This window comes from Stagnimonas aquatica (assembly GCF_003730135.1).
Taxonomy (GTDB): Bacteria; Pseudomonadota; Gammaproteobacteria; order Nevskiales; family Nevskiaceae; genus Stagnimonas; species Stagnimonas aquatica.
On the sequence record NZ_RJVO01000001.1, the window covers coordinates 926,874 to 945,006 of the forward strand.

Here is an 18,133-nt window from a genome sequence, read left to right on the forward strand (position 1 = left end):
GGCTTACTTTGGAGCGTCGGCTAGACAGAATCCGTAGCGCTCAAATTTCCATGTTCCACGTGGAACACGCGGTGGGCAGTGCTGGCATTGCCCGCAGGCATCAATCCAACTCGCCATTCTAACGAGGTCACCATGCTTTGTCCGGGATAGTCGGCCAAGGCAGCGAGCAGGCGACGCTGCCAGTCCTGGGAAAGCTCTGCTTCCAGGTCATCAAGCAGGATCACCGGGCTGTTCTGACGGACCCGGGCCACCAAGCTAGCCTGAGCCAGAATCATCGCCACCGCCAGCAGCTTCTGTTGTCCCCGGCTGACGAAGCTACGCGCGTCGCGCTCCTGGAAGCGCAGCCGCAGTTCCGCTCGGTGCGGACCAGCATGGGTAAAACCCATTTTGCGGTCGCCTGCGAGCCCAAGGCTGATCGCGGATTGCAGATCAAGGCTTTCGTCCCAGCCAGCGACCAGTTGTAGGCTGATCCGATCAGTATCCAGCAAGCGAGCCAGCCAGAGTCTCACCTCGCCTTCCAGCACCTTCAGGTGATTGCGTCGAATCGCCTGCAAGGCTTCGCCAGCGACGACCAGTTCCGGATCCCAGGCCGCAATCTGCGGCGGCGACAGGCGTTGGCGCAGAGCCTGATTGCGTTGCCGAAGAGCACGCTCGTACCGACGCCAAAGCGAAAAAAAGGACTGTTCCACGTAGAACAATCCCCAGTCGAGGTAGCGGCGGCGATAAACCGGGCCCTCTTCGAAAACCCGATGCAACTGGCGATCCACCAAGGCAACCGGGGCGGCCTCGGCCAGCTCTTTGCGATTGCTGAGTTCACCGAGTCGACGAACCTGTACTTCGCCACGCTGAACCAGCACCGACCATGGCGTGGCGGGCGCTCCGCCGCTGACGTCTTCCGCCAAGGCAATCTGTACACGGGCGAGCGACTGCCCTTCGCGGATCAACTCCTCGACACGTCGGGCGCGAAAACTGCCCGCCCGAGTAGCCAGGTAAATTGCTTCAAGTACCGAAGTCTTACCGGCGGCATTGGCACCGTGCAGGATATTGATCCCAGGGTGCGGATCCAGACGGAACTGCTCGAAGCGTCGCAGCGATTCCGCTGCGACCCGGGCGATACGCATCGAGCAAGAACGCGAGCGGCTCGCTCAGAGCCGCATCGGCATCACCACGTATTTGCTGTGTGTGCTTTCACCGGCCTCGAACAACAGGCCGCTGGCATCGGGACCGCGAAGTTCCAGGACGAAGTTCTCGGTCTTCATCGCGTCGAGCGCGTCCAGCAGGTAGGTCACGTTGAAACCGATCTCCATCGGCTCCCCGTCCAGTTCCACCTCGACTTCTTCCTCGGCTTCCTCGCGCTCGGGATTCTGGGTCTGGATGCGCAGGAGATCAGGCTCCAGCTGCAAACGGACTCCACGGAATTTCTCGTTGGAGAGAATCGCCGCACGCGACAGAGCGGCTCGGACTTTCTCACGCTGCCCGAGTACACGCCGGTCCTGGGAGTCGGGAATGACCCGCTCGTAGTCCGGGAACCGGCCGTCGATGAGCTTGGAAGTGATCCGCAGATTGAGCAGCTGCACCTGAATCTGCCCACCGCCAATGCTGAGCGTGACCTCCGCATCGCCGCCGTCCAGCAGACGCGCCAGTTCCAGCACGGCCTTGCGCGGCAAGATGATCTGCAGGTCTTCTTTCACGCCGGTTTCCAGCGCGAGTTCAGACATCGCCAGTCGATGACCATCGGTAGCGACCGCACGCACCCACTGAGGGCCGATGTGCAGCAGCATGCCGTTGAGGTAGTAGCGGACGTCCTGCTGTGCCATCGCGAAAGAAACCCGTTCGATCAGGCTACGCAAGGCCTTGTGCGTCAGCGTGACCTGGGTGTCAGCCTGAATGCCGGCGAGGGAGGGAAACTCCTCCGCCCCCAGAGTCGCCAGAGTGAACCGGCTCTTGCCCGAACGCACCAGCATGCGGCCTTCTTCGGCAATCTCGAAACTGACTTCCGCGCCTTCGGACAAGCCGCGCAGGATGTCGTAGAGCTTGCGGGCCGGTGCAGTCACCTTGCCAGGCTTCAGGTTCTGCACCGGCGTGCTGACTTCCATCTCGATCTCGAGATCGGTGGCACGTACAACCAGCTCGGCATCACGGGCTTCGAGAAAGACATTGCTAAGGATTGGCAAGGTCTGGCGTCGTTCCACAACGCCAACCACGGTCTGGAGTGCGCCGAGAAGTTCGTTGCGGACATGACGAATATGCATAAACAGGAATCCTCAACAGTAATAATATTAATGCGACACCAAGCGTGGGGATAAGTCCTAAAACTATTTTTACATCAACACGTTAGACTTAATTTTAAGGCCCGTTCCAACCCCTGCTGCAGCGTCAATTAAGGCTGTACTTCCGGTGGATAAAAACAGGCAGTCGAATTTCCACAAGCTTATCCACAACTTCCTGGCCTTACATCCCCAGTCTTGCGATCAGGTTGTTAGCTTGCGCAAGAGGTTGCTGTAGTCCTCCCGGACACGGGGATCCGACTCGCGCAGTTCCGCCACTTTCCGATGGGCGTGCAGGACTGTGGTGTGATCCTTGCCAAAGGCGTCACCAATTTCGGTAAAGCTGTGCTGAGTCAGTTCCTTGGCCAATGCCATCGCAATCTGACGGGGTCTGGCCAGCGAACGGGTACGGCGTACCGAGCTGAGGTCGTTCAGGCGGATGTTGAAGTACCCGGCGACCTCCTTCTTGATGTTGTCCAGCGTCACCGCGCGATCGTAGACCGCAAACATGTCACGCAGACTTTCCATCGCGAACTCGACGGTGACGGGCTGACCGGTCAGGCGCGCAGTCGCAGCCAGGCGATTGAGAGCACCTTCCAGTTCCCGCACATTGGATCGCACCCGCCGGGCAATCAGCAGAGCCACGTCTTCCTTCAGCTTGAGATCCTGTTGATCGGCCTTGCTGATCAGGATCGCCGCCCGGGTTTCGAGGTCCGGTTGCTCCACCGGAACCGACAATCCCCATGCGAAGCGTGTTTTCAGGCGTTCGTCGAGCCCATCGAGCTCCTTCGGGTAGCGGTCGCAGGTAAGTACGATCTGTTTGCGGGTCTCGATCAGAGCGTTGAAGGTGTGGAAAAACTCTTCCTGCGTGCGCTCCTTGCCGGCGATGAAATGGATGTCATCAATCAGCAGCGCATCGGCGGTGCGGTAATGGTTCTTGAACTCCTCCGCTCGACCAAGACGGATAGCGGAGGTGAACTGATTCAACCACTGCTCGGCGCCGATATAGACGACCCGCGCGCGCGGGTTGCGCGCCAGGATCGAGTGACCGACACCGTGCATGAGATGGGTTTTACCCAGGCCCGACTCGCCATAGATAAGCAGCGGGTTGTACTGGCCACCCGGGGCACCCGCCACGTACTCGGCGGCAGCTCGAGCCTGCGAGTTGGACTTGCCTTCGATGAAGGCATCCAGGGTGTAGCGGGGATCAAGCCGGCCGGTAGCAAAGCTGGTACTCGCTGGCGGCTCTTCGACTTTCTCGGCGATCACCGTCCGGGTTGGCACCGCGCTGGGCGCGCCCACCGTGACGTTGATGGTCAGGTCGTAGGGCAGCAACTCGCTGATCGCCTTGCGGATCGGTCCGAGAAAATCCCGGCGCACCCGCTCCACCACGACCCGGTTGGGCGCCAGCAGGGTCAGCTGCTCGGCGGACAGTACCGCGTGCAGCGGCCGCAGAAACGCGTTGACATCCGTCTCGGGAAGCTGGGCTTCCAGTCGGCGTACACAGTCCAGCCAGAGGGTATCGCCCGACATCGGAAGCGCCAGATACTTTCTAAAGAGCGGCCAAGTCTATCCCCCAAACGTCCAGGGGCTCAATGAATTCCGCTTCGGTGCAGGAATACAGGGCCGAATCAGCGAGTCCGCCTAAAACTTGCCCAAAACCGCCCCCTTGCTTAGACTCTGCGGCCTTTTTGCTGACCCTGATCGAGACATCCCATGTCGAAGCGCACCTATCAACCGCACGCTGTGCGCCGCAAGCGCACCCACGGCTTCCGTGCCCGCATGGCCACCGCCGGTGGCCGCCTGGTGCTGTCGCGTCGTCGTGCCAAGGGCCGCAAGCGCCTCATCCCGTAAGCTTCGGGAACCTTCAGTGAACCGCGCGCGCTTCCAGAAGCGCGTCCGGTTGCTGACGCCGGCGCAGTTCGACCGCGCCTTCAAGCAAGGCCGGCGTCTGCACCAGGGGCCGATGAGCGCTGCCGTGGCCGTCAATGCTCTGGGTCATCCGCGACTGGGTTTCGCGCTGGCGAAGAAGCACGCCAAGCGAGCGGTGCAGCGCAATCGCCTCAAGCGTTTGCTGCGCGAGAAATTTCGGCACCATCAGGAACAGCTGCAAGCCGTCGATCTGGTGGTGTTCCTGCGTGCCGCCCTGCCCGACCAGCCGGACGCCGAGGTCGATGCCGTGAACCGACTCTGGACCAAGCTCAGCAGCACATGCGTCAGGTCCTGATCGCGCCCATCCGTGGCTACCAGCGGCTGATCAGCCCTTTGCTGCCGCCGCGTTGCCGGTTCATACCCAGCTGCTCCAGTTACGCGATTGAAGCATTGGAACGGCATGGTGCTGGCCAAGGCAGCTGGCTGGCGGTCAAACGCATCTGTCGTTGCCACCCTTTGAACCCCGGCGGCTACGATCCGGTCCCTTGACCGCCTGTAGCCCACAGAATTCGTTGCCAGGACACGCCCTCGTATGGAAAGCCGCCGTTTCTTCCTCATCGCCATCTTCGGCGTGCTGCTGTTCTTTACCTACCAGGCTTGGCAGAAAGACCACCCGGCGGTCGCGAAGACGGTCCCGGTCGCGAGTAGCGAGGCGCCCAAGCTGCAGGAAGACCCGATACAGGCGGGCACCGCGCCAGCCGCAGTCACGGCCGCCGCGCCCGGCCCGGTCGCTGAAGCCGGTACGGCCGCCGATGCCGGCCGCATCAAGGTCAGCACCGACAAGCTCAATGTGGAAATCTCGCTGGCCGGTGGTGACCTGCGCCGTGTCGAGCTGGTGGGCTACCCACTGTCCAAGGCGCAACCGGAAATCAACCTCGCGCTGATCAGCGAGGAAGACCCGCACTTCTTCATCGTGCAGAGCGGTCTTGCCGCCGCCGACAAGCCACTGAGCAGTGCCAGCACGGTGTTCAGCAGCGCCGCCAGCAGCTACAACCTAGCTCCTGGCGCCGACAGCCTCGACGTCACCCTGGATGCGGTCAACGCCGACGGCCTGAAGCTGCGCAAGGTCTACCGTTTCCACCGTGGCAGCTACCAGCTCGAACTGCTGCAGACCCTCGGCAACGGCAGCGCCGCCCCGGTGCAGGCCTCGCCCTACGCACGCATGCAGCGGACGCCCACGGCCGCCGGGCCGGAAGCGCCGTTCGTGCACACCTTCCTTGGCATCGGCTTCTACGAGCAGAAGGAAGACGGCGGCTACCGCTTCAAGAAGCTGGACTTCAAGAAGATCGGCAAGGAACCTTTCGAAGTCACCCAGACCGGCGGCTGGCTGGCGATGCTGCAGCACTATTTCATCGCCACCATCATTCCGCCGGCCGACGAAAAGGCCACCTACTCTGGCAAGCCGAGCACGGTGAAGGGTTTCCTCGGCCAGTACTACGGCCCGATGCAGACCATCGCGCCCGGCGCCGAGCAGACCTTCCAGACGGGCCTCTACATCGGTCCCAAGCTACAGGGCAAGCTCGACAAGGTTGCGCCCGGCCTGGAGCTGACCGAGGACTACGGCATCCTCACCCCCATCGCCAAGCCGCTGTTCTGGCTGCTGCAGAAATTCCACGCCCTGTTCGGCAACTGGGGCATCGCCATCATCCTGCTGACCCTGACGGTCAAGGGCGTGATGTACAAGCTGTCGGAAGCGCAGTTCCGTTCGATGGCGAAGATGAAGAAGTTCGCCCCGCGCATCACCGAGATCCGCGAGCGCTATGCCGGCGACCGCGAGCGGCTCAACAAGGCGATGATGGAGCTCTACACCAAGGAGGGCTTCAATCCGCTGGCCGGCTGCTGGCCGATCCTGGTGCAGTTCCCGGTGTTCATCGCGCTGTACTGGGTGCTGCTGGAGTCGGTGGAACTGCGTCAGGCGACGCTCGGCCTCTGGCTCAACGACCTCTCCGCGCCGGATCCCTACTACGTGCTGCCGGTGCTGTTTGGTCTGTCCATGTGGCTGCAGCAGAAGCTCGGCGGCCAGATGGCGACCATGGACCCCATGCAGCAGCGGATGATGCAGTTCATGCCGATCGCGCTGGCGGCGTTCTTCACCTTCTTCCCCGCCGGTCTGGTGCTGTACTGGTTCGTCAGCAACGTCATCAGCATCGCCCAGCAGTGGTACATCACCCGCAAGCTCGACCACGAGACCGCCGCCAAGGCGGCGACCCAAAAGTAGGTCCGTCGGCGGTGCGGCGGCCATGACCGACACCATTGCCGCCATCGCCACCGCGCCCGGTCGTGGCGCGGTCGGCATCGTCCGGCTGTCCGGGCCGCAGGCCTTTGCGATTGCCAGCCGTTTGGCGGGCTCGCTGCCACCGCCACGGCAGGCAGCCCTGCGGCAGTTGCGCGATGCCCAGGCGGAGGTGCTCGACCAGGGTCTGGTGCTGTGTTTCCCAGGCCCGAATTCCTTCACCGGCGAAGACGTGGTGGAGCTGCAGGGCCACGGTGGCCCGGTGCTGCTGGCAGAACTGTTGCGCGCGGCCGTCGCGGCCGGAGCCCGGATCGCCCAGCCCGGTGAGTTCTCCGAACGCGCCTACCTCAACGGCCGGCTCGACCTCGCCCAGGCCGAGACCATTGCCGATCTCATCGACGCCGCCTCCGGCCAGGCGGTGCGCGCCGCGCAGAAGACCCTCGAAGGCGCCTTTTCCCGGCGTCTGCAAGCACTCGCCGCGCAACTCACCGACCTGCGGGTATTCGTCGAAGGCGCGCTGGATTTCTCCGACGAGGACATCGACTGGCTTGCCGACGCAGGTCTCGCGGAGCGACTGGCGGCGGCGGAAACGCTGCTCGCGGAAACCCGCCAGCAGGCCGGACAGGGACGACGTCTGCGCGAGGGCATGACCGTGGCCATCGTCGGCCAACCCAATGTCGGCAAATCCACCCTCCTCAATGCGCTGGCTGGCTATGAGGCCGCCATCGTTTCCGAGCAGGCCGGCACCACCCGCGACCCTTTGCGCGAACACCTGCTGCTGGACGGCCTGCCGCTGACCATCGTCGACACCGCCGGCCTGCGCGATACCGAGGATGCCATCGAGCGCGAGGGCATCCGTCGCGCCTGGCAGGCGCTGGAAAAGGCCGAGCTGGCGCTGTTTCTCGTTGACGACCGCGAGGGCGTGACCGATGCCGACCGGGCGCTGCTCGCGCGATTGCCGGCGATGCCAAGGCTGCTATTGCGCAACAAATGCGATCTCGCCGGACAGGCAGCCGCCCTCGATTCCGGGGAGCAAGGCCAGGAGCTGCGGCTGTCGGCGAAGGCCGGTCTGGGCCTGGATCTGCTGGTGCAGGCGCTCAAGGCCCAGGCCGGCCTGTCCGAGGTCGGCGAAGGCCTGTTCCTGGCGCGCGCACGCCACCTTGAGGCCCTCGACCAGGCGGCGTCACATCTCGCCCAGGCGCGACAGCGATTGACCGAAGGCGCGCATGCCGAACTGGCCGCCGAGGAGCTGCGGCTGGCGCAGCGGGCGCTGGGCCGCATCACTGGCGAGCAGAGCAGTGACGCCTTGCTTGGCGAGATCTTCCGCCGCTTCTGCATCGGCAAGTAATTACTAGGCGCCGCCCGCCGATTCCCACCGCCGTTTTGGCACCGGTCTTGCGCACACCAGAGAGGGCAGACGCACTGTTGCGTCAGCGCCGACCATGGGCAATGGAGACCGGACCGTATGGCGGAACTGCTAGGAGGATGGAACGGCATGCGCCGCCGTTACCGGTGGGCGCTGGTCTGCTTCTGTGTGGGATTCTTCGGAGTGCTGCTGGTCCACGGCCTGAGTTGAAAGACGCCGTCCGCCGGGCTGACAAGCTCGCGCCCCACCGTTAGCCTGTGGGCATGAAGCCCTATGCCTATTGCCCGCAGTGCGCCACCCCTCTGATTGACGCCGAGCACGGCGGCCGCCTGCGCCGCGTCTGCCCCGATGCCAGCTGCGGCTTCATCCACTGGGACAACCCGGTGCCGGTGGTCGCCGCCGTGGTCGAGCACGAGGGCAAGATCATCCTCGCCCGCAATGTCGCCTGGCCGGCCAGCTTCTACGCGCTGATCACCGGTTTTCTGGAGCGCGAGGAGTCGCCGGAGATCGGCGTCCAGCGCGAGGTCGAGGAAGAACTCGGCCTGCAGCCGCAGGGCGCCAACTACATCGGCGTCTACGAGTTCACCCGCAACAACCAGTTGATCGTCGCCTACCACGTGCCCGCGACCGGCACGGTCAGGCTCAACGAGGAACTGGCGGACTGGAAGCACGTCGCCTTCGAGGACATCCAGTACTGGCCGGCCGGCACCGGCTACGCGGTGCGCGACTGGCTGCGCAGCAAGGGTTACGACCCGCAGCCGATGGACTGGCCGCGCCGCAGCTAACGGCTGCCGTCTTCGGCCTGTTGCCCCAGCTGCCGGGCCAGCCGGCGCAGGTTGAGAATCTGCGGCGAGTCGCGATCGCTCTGCCGATAGATCAGGTTGAGTCGCGCCTTCGGGGTTTCGCTGCGGATTTCCCGGTAGGTGACGCCCTCGATGTGCATCTGCTGCATCGAGGCCGGCACGATGGAGACGCCCAATCCGGAGGCCACCAGGTTGACGATGGAGGTGACCTGCGAGGCTTCCTGCACCACCCGAGGCCGGAATCCGGCGCTGTGGCAGGCCTGGATGATCTCGTCGTGCAGGCCGGCACCGACCGCGCGTGAGAACAGCACGAAGGGTTCCAGCGACAGCGCCAGCAGCTCCAGGCGCTTGCGCCGCGCCAGCGGGTGACCCGAAGGCAGCGCCACCACCAGTGGCTCGTCGAGCACCGGCTCGGTGCCCAGACCCTCGGCGGAATCCAGCAGCGGCCTTACGAAGGCGACATCGACGGTTTCATTGCGGACCGCCGCCGCCAGGCCCGGGGTGGTGCGTTCTTCCAGCGACAGCGCCACCTCCGGATAACGGCGTCGGAACTCGCGGATCACCCTGGGCACCAGCGGATGAAAGGGTGCGGAATTGATCATGCCGACGCGGATGCGCCCCTGCTCGCCACGGCCGACTCGCCGCGCCCGTTCGGTGGCCTGATCGGCCTCGCGCAGGATGCGCCGGGCGTCGTCGAACAGGGCGTCGCCGGCGGGGGTCAGCGCCACTCCGCGTGGCAGGCGCCGGAACAAGGCGGTACCGATCTCGCGTTCCAGCTGCTGGATCTGCTGCGACAGCGGCGGCTGGCCGATGCCCAGCACCCGCGCCGCGCGCGTGAAGTGCCGCTGTTCGGCCACCGCCACGAAGTAACGCAGATGCCGCAGTTCCATGTGCGATATGAAATAAAGATGGCAACCAAGTTGTTCATATATTGGACGTATGTTCTGGTGCCGGTCTACATTGAAACTCGAATTTCGCGGGCGAGGAGAAGCAGGCGATGGCGCAGGATCAGGCAGTGACGAACACGGTGGGCGATAGCGACCCGCTGGAAACCCAGGAATGGCTCGATGCGCTGGCCTCGGTGCTACAGCGCGAGGGTCCGCAACGCGCGCATTTCCTGCTCGAAACCCTGACCGAGAAAGCCCGCCGCAGCGGTGCCCAGATTCCGTTCTCGGCGAACACCGCCTACGTCAACACCATCCCGCCGCACCTGGAGGCGCGCTCGCCCGGCGACCACGCGCTGGAATGGAAGATCCGCTCGATCATCCGCTGGAACGCGCTGGCGATGGTGGTCAACAGCAACCGCGAGCACGCCGGCATCGGCGGCCACATCGCCACCTTCCAGTCGGCGGCGACGCTCTATGACGTCGGCTTCAACCACTTCTGGAAAGGTGCCGACCACCCTCAGGGCCAGGATCTCATCTATGTGCAGGGCCACTGCACGCCTGGCCTGTATGCGCGCGCCTACCTCGAAGGCCGGCTGGACGAGGAGCAACTGCAACGCTTCCGCATGGAGGCGCTGTCGCCGGGCCTGTCCAGCTATCCGCACCCCTGGCTGATGCCGCACTTCTGGCAGTTCGCCACCGTCTCGATGGGCCTGGGGCCGATCCAGGCGATCTACCAGGCGCGGCTGATGAAGTACCTGCACAACCGCGGCATCGCCAACACCGAGGGCCGCAAGGTCTGGTGTTTCTGCGGAGACGGCGAGATGGACGAGCCGGAGTCGCTGGGCGCGCTCGACATCGCCGCGCGCGAGAAGCTCGACAACCTGGTGTTCGTGGTCAACTGCAACCTCCAGCGCCTCGATGGCCCGGTGCGCGGCAACGGCAAGATCATCCAGGAGCTGGAAGGCGCCTTCCGGGGTGCCGGCTGGAACGTCATCAAGCTGATCTGGGGCGGCGCCTGGGACGCGCTGATCGCGCAGGACACTTCCGGCAAGCTGCTGCAAGCCTTCAACGAAACCGTCGACGGCGAGTACCAGAACTACAAGGCCAAGGGCGGCGCCTACACCCGCGAGCACTTCTTCAAGAAGTATCCGGAGCTGGAAAAGATGGTGGCGACCTGGAGCGACGAGCAGATCGCTGCGCTCAACCGTGGCGGTCACGATCCGCACAAGGTCTACGCCGCCTATGCCGCCGCCAGCGCGCACAGCGGCACGCCGACCGTGATCCTGGCCAAGACCGTGAAGGGCTACGGCATGGGTGAGGCCGGCGAGGGCCAGAACATCACCCACTCGCAGAAGAAGGTCGGCGAGGAAGCGCTGAAGAAGTTCCGCGACCGCTTCCAGCTGCCGCTCACCGACGAGCAGGTGGCGAACACGCCGTTCTACCGCCCGGCGCCGGACTCGCCGGAAGTGAAGTACTTGCAGGAACGCCGCAAGGCGCTCGGCGGTCCGCTGCCGGCGCGCAAGGTGGTGGAGGAGGTGCTGGAAATCCCGGCGCTGCAGGCTTTCGACAAGCTGCTGCAGGGCTCGGGCGAACGCGAGATCAGCACCACCATGGCCTTCGTGCAGCTGCTGCAGACGCTGTGCCGCGACCCCAAGGTCGGCAAGCGGGTGGTGCCGATCGTGCCGGACGAAGCGCGCACTTTCGGCATGGAAGGCATGTTCCGCAGCCTCGGCATCTATTCGGTGGTCGGCCAGAAGTACAACCCGGAAGACGCCGAGCAGCTCGCCTTCTACAAGGAAGACATCAAGGGCCAGATTCTCGAAGAAGGCATCACCGAGGCCGGCTCGATGTCGAGCTGGATCGCCGCCGGCACCAGCTACGCCAACCACGGCGTGGCGCTGATGCCCTTCTACATCTTCTATTCGATGTTCGGCTTTCAGCGGGTCGCCGATCTTGCCTGGGCGGCGGGCGACATGCGCACCCGTGGCTTCCTGATGGGCGCCACGGCCGGCCGCACCACGCTCAACGGCGAGGGCCTGCAGCACGAAGACGGCCACAGCCATATCTACGCCAGCGTCATCCCCAACTGCCGCACCTACGATCCTGCCTTCGCCTACGAACTGGTGGTGCTGATCCAGCACGGCATGCGCGAGATGTATGTCGAGCACAAGGATGTCTACTACTACCTCTCGGTTTACAACGAGAACTACGCGCAGCCGGCGATGCCGGTCGGCGCCGAGAGCGGCATCGTCCGAGGCATGTATCTGCTCAAACCGGCCGAGGGCGTGCCCAACGGGCCCCACGTGCAACTGCTGGGTAGCGGTGCCCTGCTGCGCGAGGTGCTGGCGGCCTCCGAGCTGCTGAAGGCGGACTGGGGTGTCTCCAGCGATGTCTGGAGCGTGCCCAGTTTCACCGAGCTGGCGCGCGACGCCCAGGACTGCGAACGCTGGAACCTGCTGCACCCTGAACAGGCGCCGCGAGTCCCCTATGTCACCGAATGCCTGCGCGGCATGACCGGCCCGGCCATCGCCTCCAGCGACTGGATCCGCGCCTGGCCCGAGCAGGTGCGGGCCTATGTGCCGATGCCCTACCACGTACTCGGCGCCGACGGCTTCGGCCGCAGCGACAACCGCCCGGCGCTGCGCGACTTCTTCGAGATCGACCGCCGCTGGGTGACGGTGAAGGCGCTCAAGGCGCTGGCCGAGCAGGGCGCGATCCCGGCCGAGCGGGTCAGCCAGGCGATCAAGATCTACGGCATCAAGCCGGAGCGCGTCGCTCCGTGGAAGGCCTGAACGCCATGAGCAAGCTCCAGGATGTGAAAGTCCCCGATCTCGGCGGCAGCAGCGATGTGCCGGTGATTGAAGTGCTGGTCAAGGATGGCGACGCCATCGAGAAAGACGCGGTGCTGCTGGTGCTGGAATCCGACAAGGCGACCATGGAAGTACCGGCGCCGGCGGCCGGTGTTGTTCGCGGCCTGGTGGTGAAGGTCGGCGACAAGCTTTCCCAGGGCAGCCTGATCTGCCAGTTGGAGGTGGAAGGCGCTGCCGCGCCTGCCCAGTCCGACGCTGCCACTAGCCCGGTTCCACCAGCCGCGCCGAAGCCGTCGGTGCCCGCGCCCGTCGCTGTCGCGCCGACGCCGCCACCCCAACCCGCACCCGCAAGCGGGGCAGGGAGTACGGCAACGCATCGAGTGACGGTGCCCGATCTCGGCAGCTTCAAGGATGTGCCGGTGATCGAGGTGCTGGTGGCCGACGGTGCCAGCGTCGAGCAGGACGCGCCGCTGCTGGTGCTGGAATCCGACAAGTCGACGATGGAAGTCCCGGCGCCCGCCGCCGGCACCGTGCGCGGACTCAAGGTGAAGGCCGGCGACAAGCTCAATGTCGGCGACTTCATCTGCGAGCTGGAGACGGTCGGCGCTGTGCCGGCGTCCGTCGCGCCTAGCCTGCCCTCCGAGGGCCAGGGAGCTGGGGCCAGGGCCGCCGCTGCGGCGGGCCAGGTCCAAGCGCATACACCGCCCCCACCCCAGCCCTCCCCCGCCAGCGGGGGAGGGAGCACCGCCATCGTAGTGCCGCCCGCAGATGCCGCCCACGCCGGCCCCGCGACGCGCAAGTTTGCGCGCGAGTTGGGTGTCGATCTGGCTCAGGTGAAGGGCAGCGGCGCCAAGGGCCGCGTCACCATCGAGGACGTGCAGGCGCATGTGAAGGCGCGCATGTCGGCGGCGCCGACCGCGACGGCCGCCGTCGTCACCGGCGGCAGCGGCATTCCGCCGATTCCGGCCCAGGACTTCAGCCAGTACGGCCCCATCGAGCGCAAGGAGCTGGCGCGCATCCGCAAGCTCAGCGCCGCGCACCTCTCGCGGAGCTGGCTCAACATCCCGCACGTCACCCAGTTCGACGAGGCCGACATCACCGAGCTGGAGGCCTTCCGCAAGACCGCCAGCGAAGACACCGGCGTCAAGCTCACCCTGCTGCCCTTCCTGATGAAGGCGGTGGCGACGGCGATGAAGCAATTCCCCGAGTTCAACAGCTCGCTGGCGCCCGAAGGCGATGCGCTGATCCTCAAGCAGTACTGCCACATCGGCTTTGCTGCCGACACCCCGAATGGCCTGGTGGTGCCGGTGGTGAAGGATGTGTGGAGCAAGGGCATCGTCCAGCTCGCGCAGGACTGTGCCGACCTCGCCAAGAAGGCGCGCGACGGCAAGCTCAAGCCGGAGGAAATGCGCGGCGGCTGCTTCAGCATCTCCAGCCTCGGCGGACTCGGCGTCAGCGGCGGCTTCACGCCGATCGTGAATGCGCCGGAAGTCGGCATCCTCGGTGTCAGCAAGGCAAGCATGAAGCCGGTGTGGGACGGCAAGGCCTTCCAGCCCCGGCTGATGCTGCCGTTGTCGCTGAGCTACGACCACCGGGTGATCGACGGCGCCTACGCCGCGCGCTACACCGTGGCGCTGGTGAAGCTGCTCGGCGATCTGCGGCGGCTGGCACTTTGAGCCGCCGCCCCGGTCCCATTGCGGTAACCCTCACGGAGCCTGCCCATGCCGCGCATCCTGCTACCCGCCCTGGCGCTGTTCGCGCTGACTGCTTGCAGCGCCACCGGCGCGCCGCCGCCGGCGGCCACGAGTGAGGCGCCGGTGGCCGGTTATGTCAGCGATCTGAGCGCCTTCGAGGCCTACCTCGCCGGCAAGCCCACGCCAGCGCAGTTCAAGGCGCACTACCCGGACGTCACCCTGGTGCTGCCCGGGCAGATCGCCACCAAGGAATTCCGCATGAACCACTCGCGCTACTTCGCCGAGCTGGACGCGGACGGCCGTATCGTCGGCGGCAAGTTCCAGTAGCAGCAGCAAGCCGGCTCGCTGCCGGCTCAGGGCAGCGGGTGCTCGCGCAGGAAGTTGAGCATGCGCTCGGTATAGCCCAGCGGCCAGCGCAGATGGTTGACGGTGCCGAGTTGGTTGGCGGCGATGATGTTGGCGGGGTTGGCCGGTGCCGCGCACAGCGCCGAACAGCCCTGCACCTCCTGCAGCAGATTGCCGACGCGGATGCTCTCCACCGGCGCCGCCAGGCCGCGCGTGCGCAGATCCTTGAGCAGGGCTTCCGACGAATCGCAGATGCCGATGATGTCGCACTGATTGCCGACGTGCAGCAGCGCCATCTTGTTGTTGCCGAACGCGGCCTGTGGGCAGGGGTCGGTGGAGTCACCGAAGGGATTCGGCGAGGAATACACCGCCGCCGCCGCGATGCCGGGCGTGTTGAGGCCGTACAGCTCGGCCATCGCCGAGCCATTGCTCCAGCCGGAGAGATACACGCGCTTCGGATCGACGATGCCGCGTTCCTTCACCGCCGCGATGAAGTGGTCGATGGTGGCGACATCGACGTTGAGATCGGGGCTGCTGCGGTCGAGATTGCGATACCAGTTGTCCCAGCCCAGGCCGGTGTCGTCGGGGAAGGGGTAGTAGTGCTCGGTGTCGCGGCCGGCCACCAGCAGCAGCGAAAAGCCCGGGCGCGTCGGATCGCCGCTCAAGTCGGCGCTGGTCTGGCGCGGCAGCAGGTCGGTGAGCAGCAGGGTGTCCATCGGGAACAGCGAAGGGTGCAGGAACACCAGCAGCGGCAGCGGCTTGTCCGCCGCCGCGCCCGGGCCCGAGACCAGGCAACCGGCGCGGGCGGTGCCGTCGGCATCGGTCCAGGCCAGGCTTTCGCCGTAGATGGTGGTGCACAGCGAGGCCAGGGCCAGCACGCCGTCCAGGGAATTGGTCTGCGGCCGAGGCGTGTTGCCGTAGCGGCTGTCGCACTTGGCCTCGCCCACCGGCGTTGGCGCGGGTGGCGCGGCGGCGGCGGGCGTGCCGGGTTCGCCGCTGGCGCAGGCGCTCAACAGCAGGGCGGCGCACAGCCGCAGGCTCCAGGTGTTCATCGGCGGTCTCCTCCGCGAGCGCCGGCCTTCGCAACGAGACCGGTCTGCGGCGGATAATACGGGTCCGCGCCACGCAGGATGCAAACCATGTCCGCCCCGAAAAAGACCAACCCCGCCGCCGCTGCCCTGAAGGCCGCGCTGGCCAACAAGAAGGCCGCCGGCCCCGGCGGCAAGCTGGTGCTGCGCGCCGACAAGGGCGAGGGTGCCCGTGCGCAGAAAGACGCCGAGCGCCTGGCCGGCAAGTCGCGCAAGGTTCACTGAAGCGCCGTTTCGGAGTTCGCCGATGAGCAGCCTGGCGTTCCACACCCTGGATGTCTTCACCGAGCGCGCCTACAGCGGCAACCCGCTGGCAGTGGTGCTCGATGCCGATGGCCTCAAGGACTGGCAGATGCAGCGCATCGCCAGCGAGTTCAACCTCAGCGAGACGGTGTTCGTCTGCAAGCCGCGCACGCCGGGTGCGCTGGCCACCGCGCGTATCTTCACGCCGGCGCGCGAGCTGCCCTTTGCCGGCCATCCCACGGTGGGCTGTGCCTGCCTGCTTGCCGATCTCGGTCTGGTCCCCGCCGGGGATGCGCGCCTGGTGCTGGATGAAGGCGTCGGCCCGGTTGCTGTCGAACTGCGCCAGGAGGCCGGCAAGCCCTGGTTCGCCCAGCTCACCGCCGCCGTTGCGCCGGAGACCCGGCCTTGGGATGGCGATTTCGCCGAGCTCGCCGCCGTGCTCGGGCTGGCGCCGGAAGCGCTCGGTGGCGAGGCCGAAGTGCCGCGCCAGGCCAGTTGCGGCAATCCCTTCCTGATCGTGCCGCTGAAGCAGCCGGAACTGCTGGCGGCGATCAGTTTCGATGCCCAGCGCGCACGCGCCCTGTTGGCCGGCGGCTGGGCGCACGCGATCCACGTCTACGCGCGCGGCTACGAAGACGGCGAACTGCGCGCCCGCATGTTCGCGCCCGACCTCGGCGTTGCCGAAGACCCGGCCACCGGCTCGGCCGCCGTCGCACTCGCCGGCGCGCTGGCGCTGGAAGCGCCACAGCCCGAGGCCGACCTGCGCTGGACCATCCAGCAGGGCGTGGAGATGGGCCGTCCCAGCCAGCTCTATGCCGAAGCCAGCAAGCGCGGCGGCAAGGTGATCGCGGTGCGTGTTGGCGGCTATGCGGTGCGGATCAGCGAAGGGTGCATCCGGGTGCCGGCCTAGTGTCCTTGCTGTCTGGCAACCCTCCGCTGGCGGGGGGAGGCCGGGAGCGGGGCGTTGCAGCCCCCGCGCCAGGGTCTCGCCCCCACCCCAACCCTCCCCCGCGCGCGGGGGAGGGAGTCGCCGAGCGCTAGGCGCGAAGGTGGATCTGTTTGGTGATGGGGCGCCACCAACGCCGAAGTCAGTGAAGCCGCCCGCTGAAGCCAAGAAACCACGCACCAAGGGCATTCAGCCGGCGGACGCCAATCCGACGCTGATCGAACTCGCCGAGCATCTGCACGCCCGCTACGGCGAGCGGCTGCGCCTGGGCACCTCGTCCTGGTACTTCCCCGGCTGGGCCGGCTTCGTCTGGTCCGCCGCCGCGCGCGAGGCCAGCGAGCAGAAGGTCTCGCGCGAAGGGCTGCGGGCCTACGCCCTGCACCCGCTGTTGCAGAGCGTCAGCCTCGACCGCGCCTTCTACACGCCGATGACCGCCAGCGACTACGCGCGCTACGCCAATCAGGTCGGTCCCGGCTTCCGCTTCACCAGCAAGTGCTGGCGCGGCATCACCGACCCGGTGATCGAGGGCACGCCGAACCCCTTGTTCATGGACGGCCACTACGCACGCGAGCAGATTCTCCAGCCCTTTCTCGACGGCGCCGGCGTCAAGGCCGGGGTGCAGGTCTTGCAGTTCTCGCCAGGCCTGCCGCGTCGCGCCCGGCTGACGCCGCGCAGCTTCGCCGAGCGGCTCGATGCCCTGCTCGCCACGCTCGCCAGTCCGATTCCGGTAGTGGTCGAACTGCGCGATGCCGAGCTGCTCACGCCCGACTACTTCGCGGTGCTCCAGCGGCACGGCGCCGAGCACTGCATCAACGTGCATCCACGCAGCGGCGTCGCGGTGATCGAGCAGGCCAGGCTCATCGGCCGCCGGCCGGAGCCGCTGGTGATCCGCTGGATGCTGCACGCCGGCTTCGAGTACGAAGAGGCGCGCGAGCGCTATGCGCCGTTCGAGAAGCTGGTGGACGAAGACCCCGCCACCCGCCGCGCCGTCGCCCGCCTGGCGCGCCGCGCGCTCGATGCCGGCGGCACGGTCTACGTCATCGCCAACAACAAGGCCGAGGGCAGCGCGCCCTTGACGCTGTTCAAGCTGGCGGCGGAGATTGCCGGCGAGCCCGAGTCAGCAGCCGCGAGGTCGCCATGAAAGGACGAGCGCCAAAACCCAAGCCCCTGAGCGCCTTCAACTACCAGACGGCGCGCACGCAGATTCTCGACACCATCCGCCGCATCCCCAAGGGCAAGGTGGCGAGCTACGGCCAGATCGCCTATGTCGCCGGCTGGCCCGGCCGCGCGCGGCTGGTGGCGCGGGTGCTGGGCGATGTCGAGGCCAGCGACGGCGTGATCCCCTGGCAGCGCGTCATCAATGCCCAGGGCAAGATCGCCATCCCCAAGGACTCGCCCGGTCATCGCACGCAGATTCGTCTGCTGAAGGCCGAGGGCGTGGTGTTCCTCAACGGCAAGGTCAGCTTCGTGCATCACGGCTGGCAGCCGGGTGATCCGAGCCCCTTGCTGGATTGAGTCG

Annotated in this window: 18 protein-coding genes; 13 read left to right on the forward strand and 5 right to left on the reverse strand. The window is 66.2% G+C overall.

The features are described 5' to 3' along the window. Window positions 1–20 precede the first annotated feature (20 nt). The 3 genes from recF to dnaA all read right to left on the reverse strand — a co-directional run bounded on the left by recF (window position 21) and on the right by dnaA (window position 3,800). Window positions 21–1,121 carry a DNA replication/repair protein RecF gene (gene recF, locus ED208_RS04025; protein ID WP_123210554.1) on the reverse strand — a complete coding sequence of 367 codons (1,101 nt, stop codon included), beginning with the start codon at window positions 1,119–1,121 and terminating at the stop codon, window positions 21–23. 24 nt (window positions 1,122–1,145) lie between these two features. After that, a complete protein-coding gene (gene dnaN / locus ED208_RS04030; protein WP_123210555.1) occupies window positions 1,146–2,252 on the reverse strand; it encodes a DNA polymerase III subunit beta in 1,107 nt (368 codons plus the stop codon). A 219-nt stretch (window positions 2,253–2,471) separates the two neighbouring features. After that, window positions 2,472–3,800 (reverse strand): chromosomal replication initiator protein DnaA, encoded by a 1,329-nt coding sequence (gene dnaA, locus ED208_RS04035; RefSeq protein WP_123210556.1) that lies wholly within the window; start codon window positions 3,798–3,800, stop codon window positions 2,472–2,474. A 183-nt stretch (window positions 3,801–3,983) separates the two neighbouring features. On the opposite strand from dnaA, the gene rpmH reads away from it, so the two are divergent. The 6 genes from rpmH to ED208_RS04065 all read left to right on the forward strand — a co-directional run bounded on the left by rpmH (window position 3,984) and on the right by ED208_RS04065 (window position 8,583). Then, window positions 3,984–4,121: a 50S ribosomal protein L34 gene (gene rpmH, locus ED208_RS04040; protein ID WP_123210557.1), complete on the forward strand. Its 138-nt coding sequence runs from the start codon at window positions 3,984–3,986 to the stop codon at window positions 4,119–4,121. A gap of 16 nt (window positions 4,122–4,137) precedes the next feature. After that, entirely contained in the window at window positions 4,138–4,494 is a 357-nt protein-coding gene (gene rnpA, locus ED208_RS17245) for a ribonuclease P protein component (RefSeq protein WP_158608422.1), read from the forward strand. After that, a complete protein-coding gene (gene yidD / locus ED208_RS04050; protein WP_123210559.1) occupies window positions 4,479–4,688 on the forward strand; it encodes a membrane protein insertion efficiency factor YidD in 210 nt (69 codons plus the stop codon). Before rnpA ends, yidD begins: the two co-directional genes overlap by 16 nt. A gap of 43 nt (window positions 4,689–4,731) precedes the next feature. Beyond that, window positions 4,732–6,417 (forward strand): membrane protein insertase YidC, encoded by a 1,686-nt coding sequence (gene yidC / locus ED208_RS04055; RefSeq protein WP_123210560.1) that lies wholly within the window; start codon window positions 4,732–4,734, stop codon window positions 6,415–6,417. Between the two features lie 22 nt (window positions 6,418–6,439). Further along, the gene (gene mnmE / locus ED208_RS04060; protein ID WP_123210561.1) at window positions 6,440–7,780 is read left to right on the forward strand and encodes a tRNA uridine-5-carboxymethylaminomethyl(34) synthesis GTPase MnmE; all 1,341 of its coding nucleotides are present in this window, start codon (window positions 6,440–6,442) and stop codon (window positions 7,778–7,780) included. 281 nt (window positions 7,781–8,061) lie between these two features. Next, window positions 8,062–8,583: an NUDIX domain-containing protein gene (locus ED208_RS04065; protein WP_123210562.1), complete on the forward strand. Its 522-nt coding sequence runs from the start codon at window positions 8,062–8,064 to the stop codon at window positions 8,581–8,583. Here the strand turns inward: ED208_RS04065 and ED208_RS04070 are convergent. Continuing rightward, on the reverse strand, window positions 8,580–9,491 hold the full coding sequence (locus ED208_RS04070; protein WP_123210563.1) for a LysR family transcriptional regulator: 912 nt from the start codon (window positions 9,489–9,491) through the stop codon (window positions 8,580–8,582). The two genes, ED208_RS04065 and ED208_RS04070, sit on opposite strands and share 4 nt — an antisense overlap. Before the next feature lie 107 nt (window positions 9,492–9,598). On the opposite strand from ED208_RS04070, the gene aceE reads away from it, so the two are divergent. From aceE to ED208_RS04085, 3 genes are read left to right on the forward strand one after another with little or no spacing between them, the layout of a single operon-like run. Next, the gene (gene aceE / locus ED208_RS04075; RefSeq protein ID WP_123210564.1) at window positions 9,599–12,280 is read left to right on the forward strand and encodes a pyruvate dehydrogenase (acetyl-transferring), homodimeric type; all 2,682 of its coding nucleotides are present in this window, start codon (window positions 9,599–9,601) and stop codon (window positions 12,278–12,280) included. A gap of 5 nt (window positions 12,281–12,285) precedes the next feature. Further along, a complete protein-coding gene (aceF, locus tag ED208_RS04080) occupies window positions 12,286–13,974 on the forward strand; it encodes a dihydrolipoyllysine-residue acetyltransferase (protein ID WP_123210700.1) in 1,689 nt (562 codons plus the stop codon). Window positions 13,975–14,019: 45 nt separating this feature from the next. After that, window positions 14,020–14,319, forward strand: coding sequence for a hypothetical protein (locus tag ED208_RS04085; RefSeq protein ID WP_123210565.1), 300 nt, complete (start codon window positions 14,020–14,022; stop codon window positions 14,317–14,319). Between the two features lie 26 nt (window positions 14,320–14,345). Here ED208_RS04085 and ED208_RS04090 read toward each other — a convergent pair whose 3' ends face one another. Beyond that, a complete protein-coding gene (locus tag ED208_RS04090) occupies window positions 14,346–15,389 on the reverse strand; it encodes an alpha/beta hydrolase family protein (protein WP_123210566.1) in 1,044 nt (347 codons plus the stop codon). 87 nt (window positions 15,390–15,476) lie between these two features. Here ED208_RS04090 and ED208_RS17250 point away from each other — a divergent pair, with 87 nt between their 5' ends. From ED208_RS17250 to ED208_RS04110, 4 genes are all read left to right on the forward strand, one after another. Next, the gene (locus ED208_RS17250; RefSeq protein WP_158608423.1) at window positions 15,477–15,650 is read left to right on the forward strand and encodes a hypothetical protein; all 174 of its coding nucleotides are present in this window, start codon (window positions 15,477–15,479) and stop codon (window positions 15,648–15,650) included. Window positions 15,651–15,672: 22 nt separating this feature from the next. Continuing rightward, the gene (locus ED208_RS04100; RefSeq protein WP_123210568.1) at window positions 15,673–16,578 is read left to right on the forward strand and encodes a PhzF family phenazine biosynthesis protein; all 906 of its coding nucleotides are present in this window, start codon (window positions 15,673–15,675) and stop codon (window positions 16,576–16,578) included. Between the two features lie 181 nt (window positions 16,579–16,759). Continuing rightward, entirely contained in the window at window positions 16,760–17,755 is a 996-nt protein-coding gene (locus ED208_RS04105) for a DUF72 domain-containing protein (RefSeq protein ID WP_158608424.1), read from the forward strand. Beyond that, window positions 17,752–18,129, forward strand: a complete 378-nt coding sequence (locus ED208_RS04110) for an MGMT family protein (protein ID WP_123210570.1) — start codon at window positions 17,752–17,754, stop codon at window positions 18,127–18,129. Before ED208_RS04105 ends, ED208_RS04110 begins: the two co-directional genes overlap by 4 nt. Window positions 18,130–18,133: the final 4 nt, after the last annotated feature.

Coding starts and splice junctions, on each gene's coding strand:
- ED208_RS04085 (WP_123210565.1), top strand. CDS start 14,020: ATGCCGCGCATCCTGCTACCCGCCCTGGCGCTGTTCGCGCTGACTGCT.
- dnaN (WP_123210555.1), bottom strand. CDS start 2,252: ATGCATATTCGTCATGTCCGCAACGAACTTCTCGGCGCACTCCAGACC.
- ED208_RS04065 (WP_123210562.1), top strand. CDS start 8,062: ATGAAGCCCTATGCCTATTGCCCGCAGTGCGCCACCCCTCTGATTGAC.
- yidC (WP_123210560.1), top strand. CDS start 4,732: ATGGAAAGCCGCCGTTTCTTCCTCATCGCCATCTTCGGCGTGCTGCTG.
- yidD (WP_123210559.1), top strand. CDS start 4,479: ATGCGTCAGGTCCTGATCGCGCCCATCCGTGGCTACCAGCGGCTGATC.
- mnmE (WP_123210561.1), top strand. CDS start 6,440: ATGACCGACACCATTGCCGCCATCGCCACCGCGCCCGGTCGTGGCGCG.
- rpmH (WP_123210557.1), top strand. CDS start 3,984: ATGTCGAAGCGCACCTATCAACCGCACGCTGTGCGCCGCAAGCGCACC.
- ED208_RS04110 (WP_123210570.1), top strand. CDS start 17,752: ATGAAAGGACGAGCGCCAAAACCCAAGCCCCTGAGCGCCTTCAACTAC.
- aceE (WP_123210564.1), top strand. CDS start 9,599: ATGGCGCAGGATCAGGCAGTGACGAACACGGTGGGCGATAGCGACCCG.
- recF (WP_123210554.1), bottom strand. CDS start 1,121: ATGCGTATCGCCCGGGTCGCAGCGGAATCGCTGCGACGCTTCGAGCAG.
- aceF (WP_123210700.1), top strand. CDS start 12,286: ATGAGCAAGCTCCAGGATGTGAAAGTCCCCGATCTCGGCGGCAGCAGC.
- ED208_RS04070 (WP_123210563.1), bottom strand. CDS start 9,491: ATGGAACTGCGGCATCTGCGTTACTTCGTGGCGGTGGCCGAACAGCGG.
- dnaA (WP_123210556.1), bottom strand. CDS start 3,800: ATGTCGGGCGATACCCTCTGGCTGGACTGTGTACGCCGACTGGAAGCC.
- ED208_RS04090 (WP_123210566.1), bottom strand. CDS start 15,389: ATGAACACCTGGAGCCTGCGGCTGTGCGCCGCCCTGCTGTTGAGCGCC.
- ED208_RS04100 (WP_123210568.1), top strand. CDS start 15,673: ATGAGCAGCCTGGCGTTCCACACCCTGGATGTCTTCACCGAGCGCGCC.
- ED208_RS17250 (WP_158608423.1), top strand. CDS start 15,477: ATGTCCGCCCCGAAAAAGACCAACCCCGCCGCCGCTGCCCTGAAGGCC.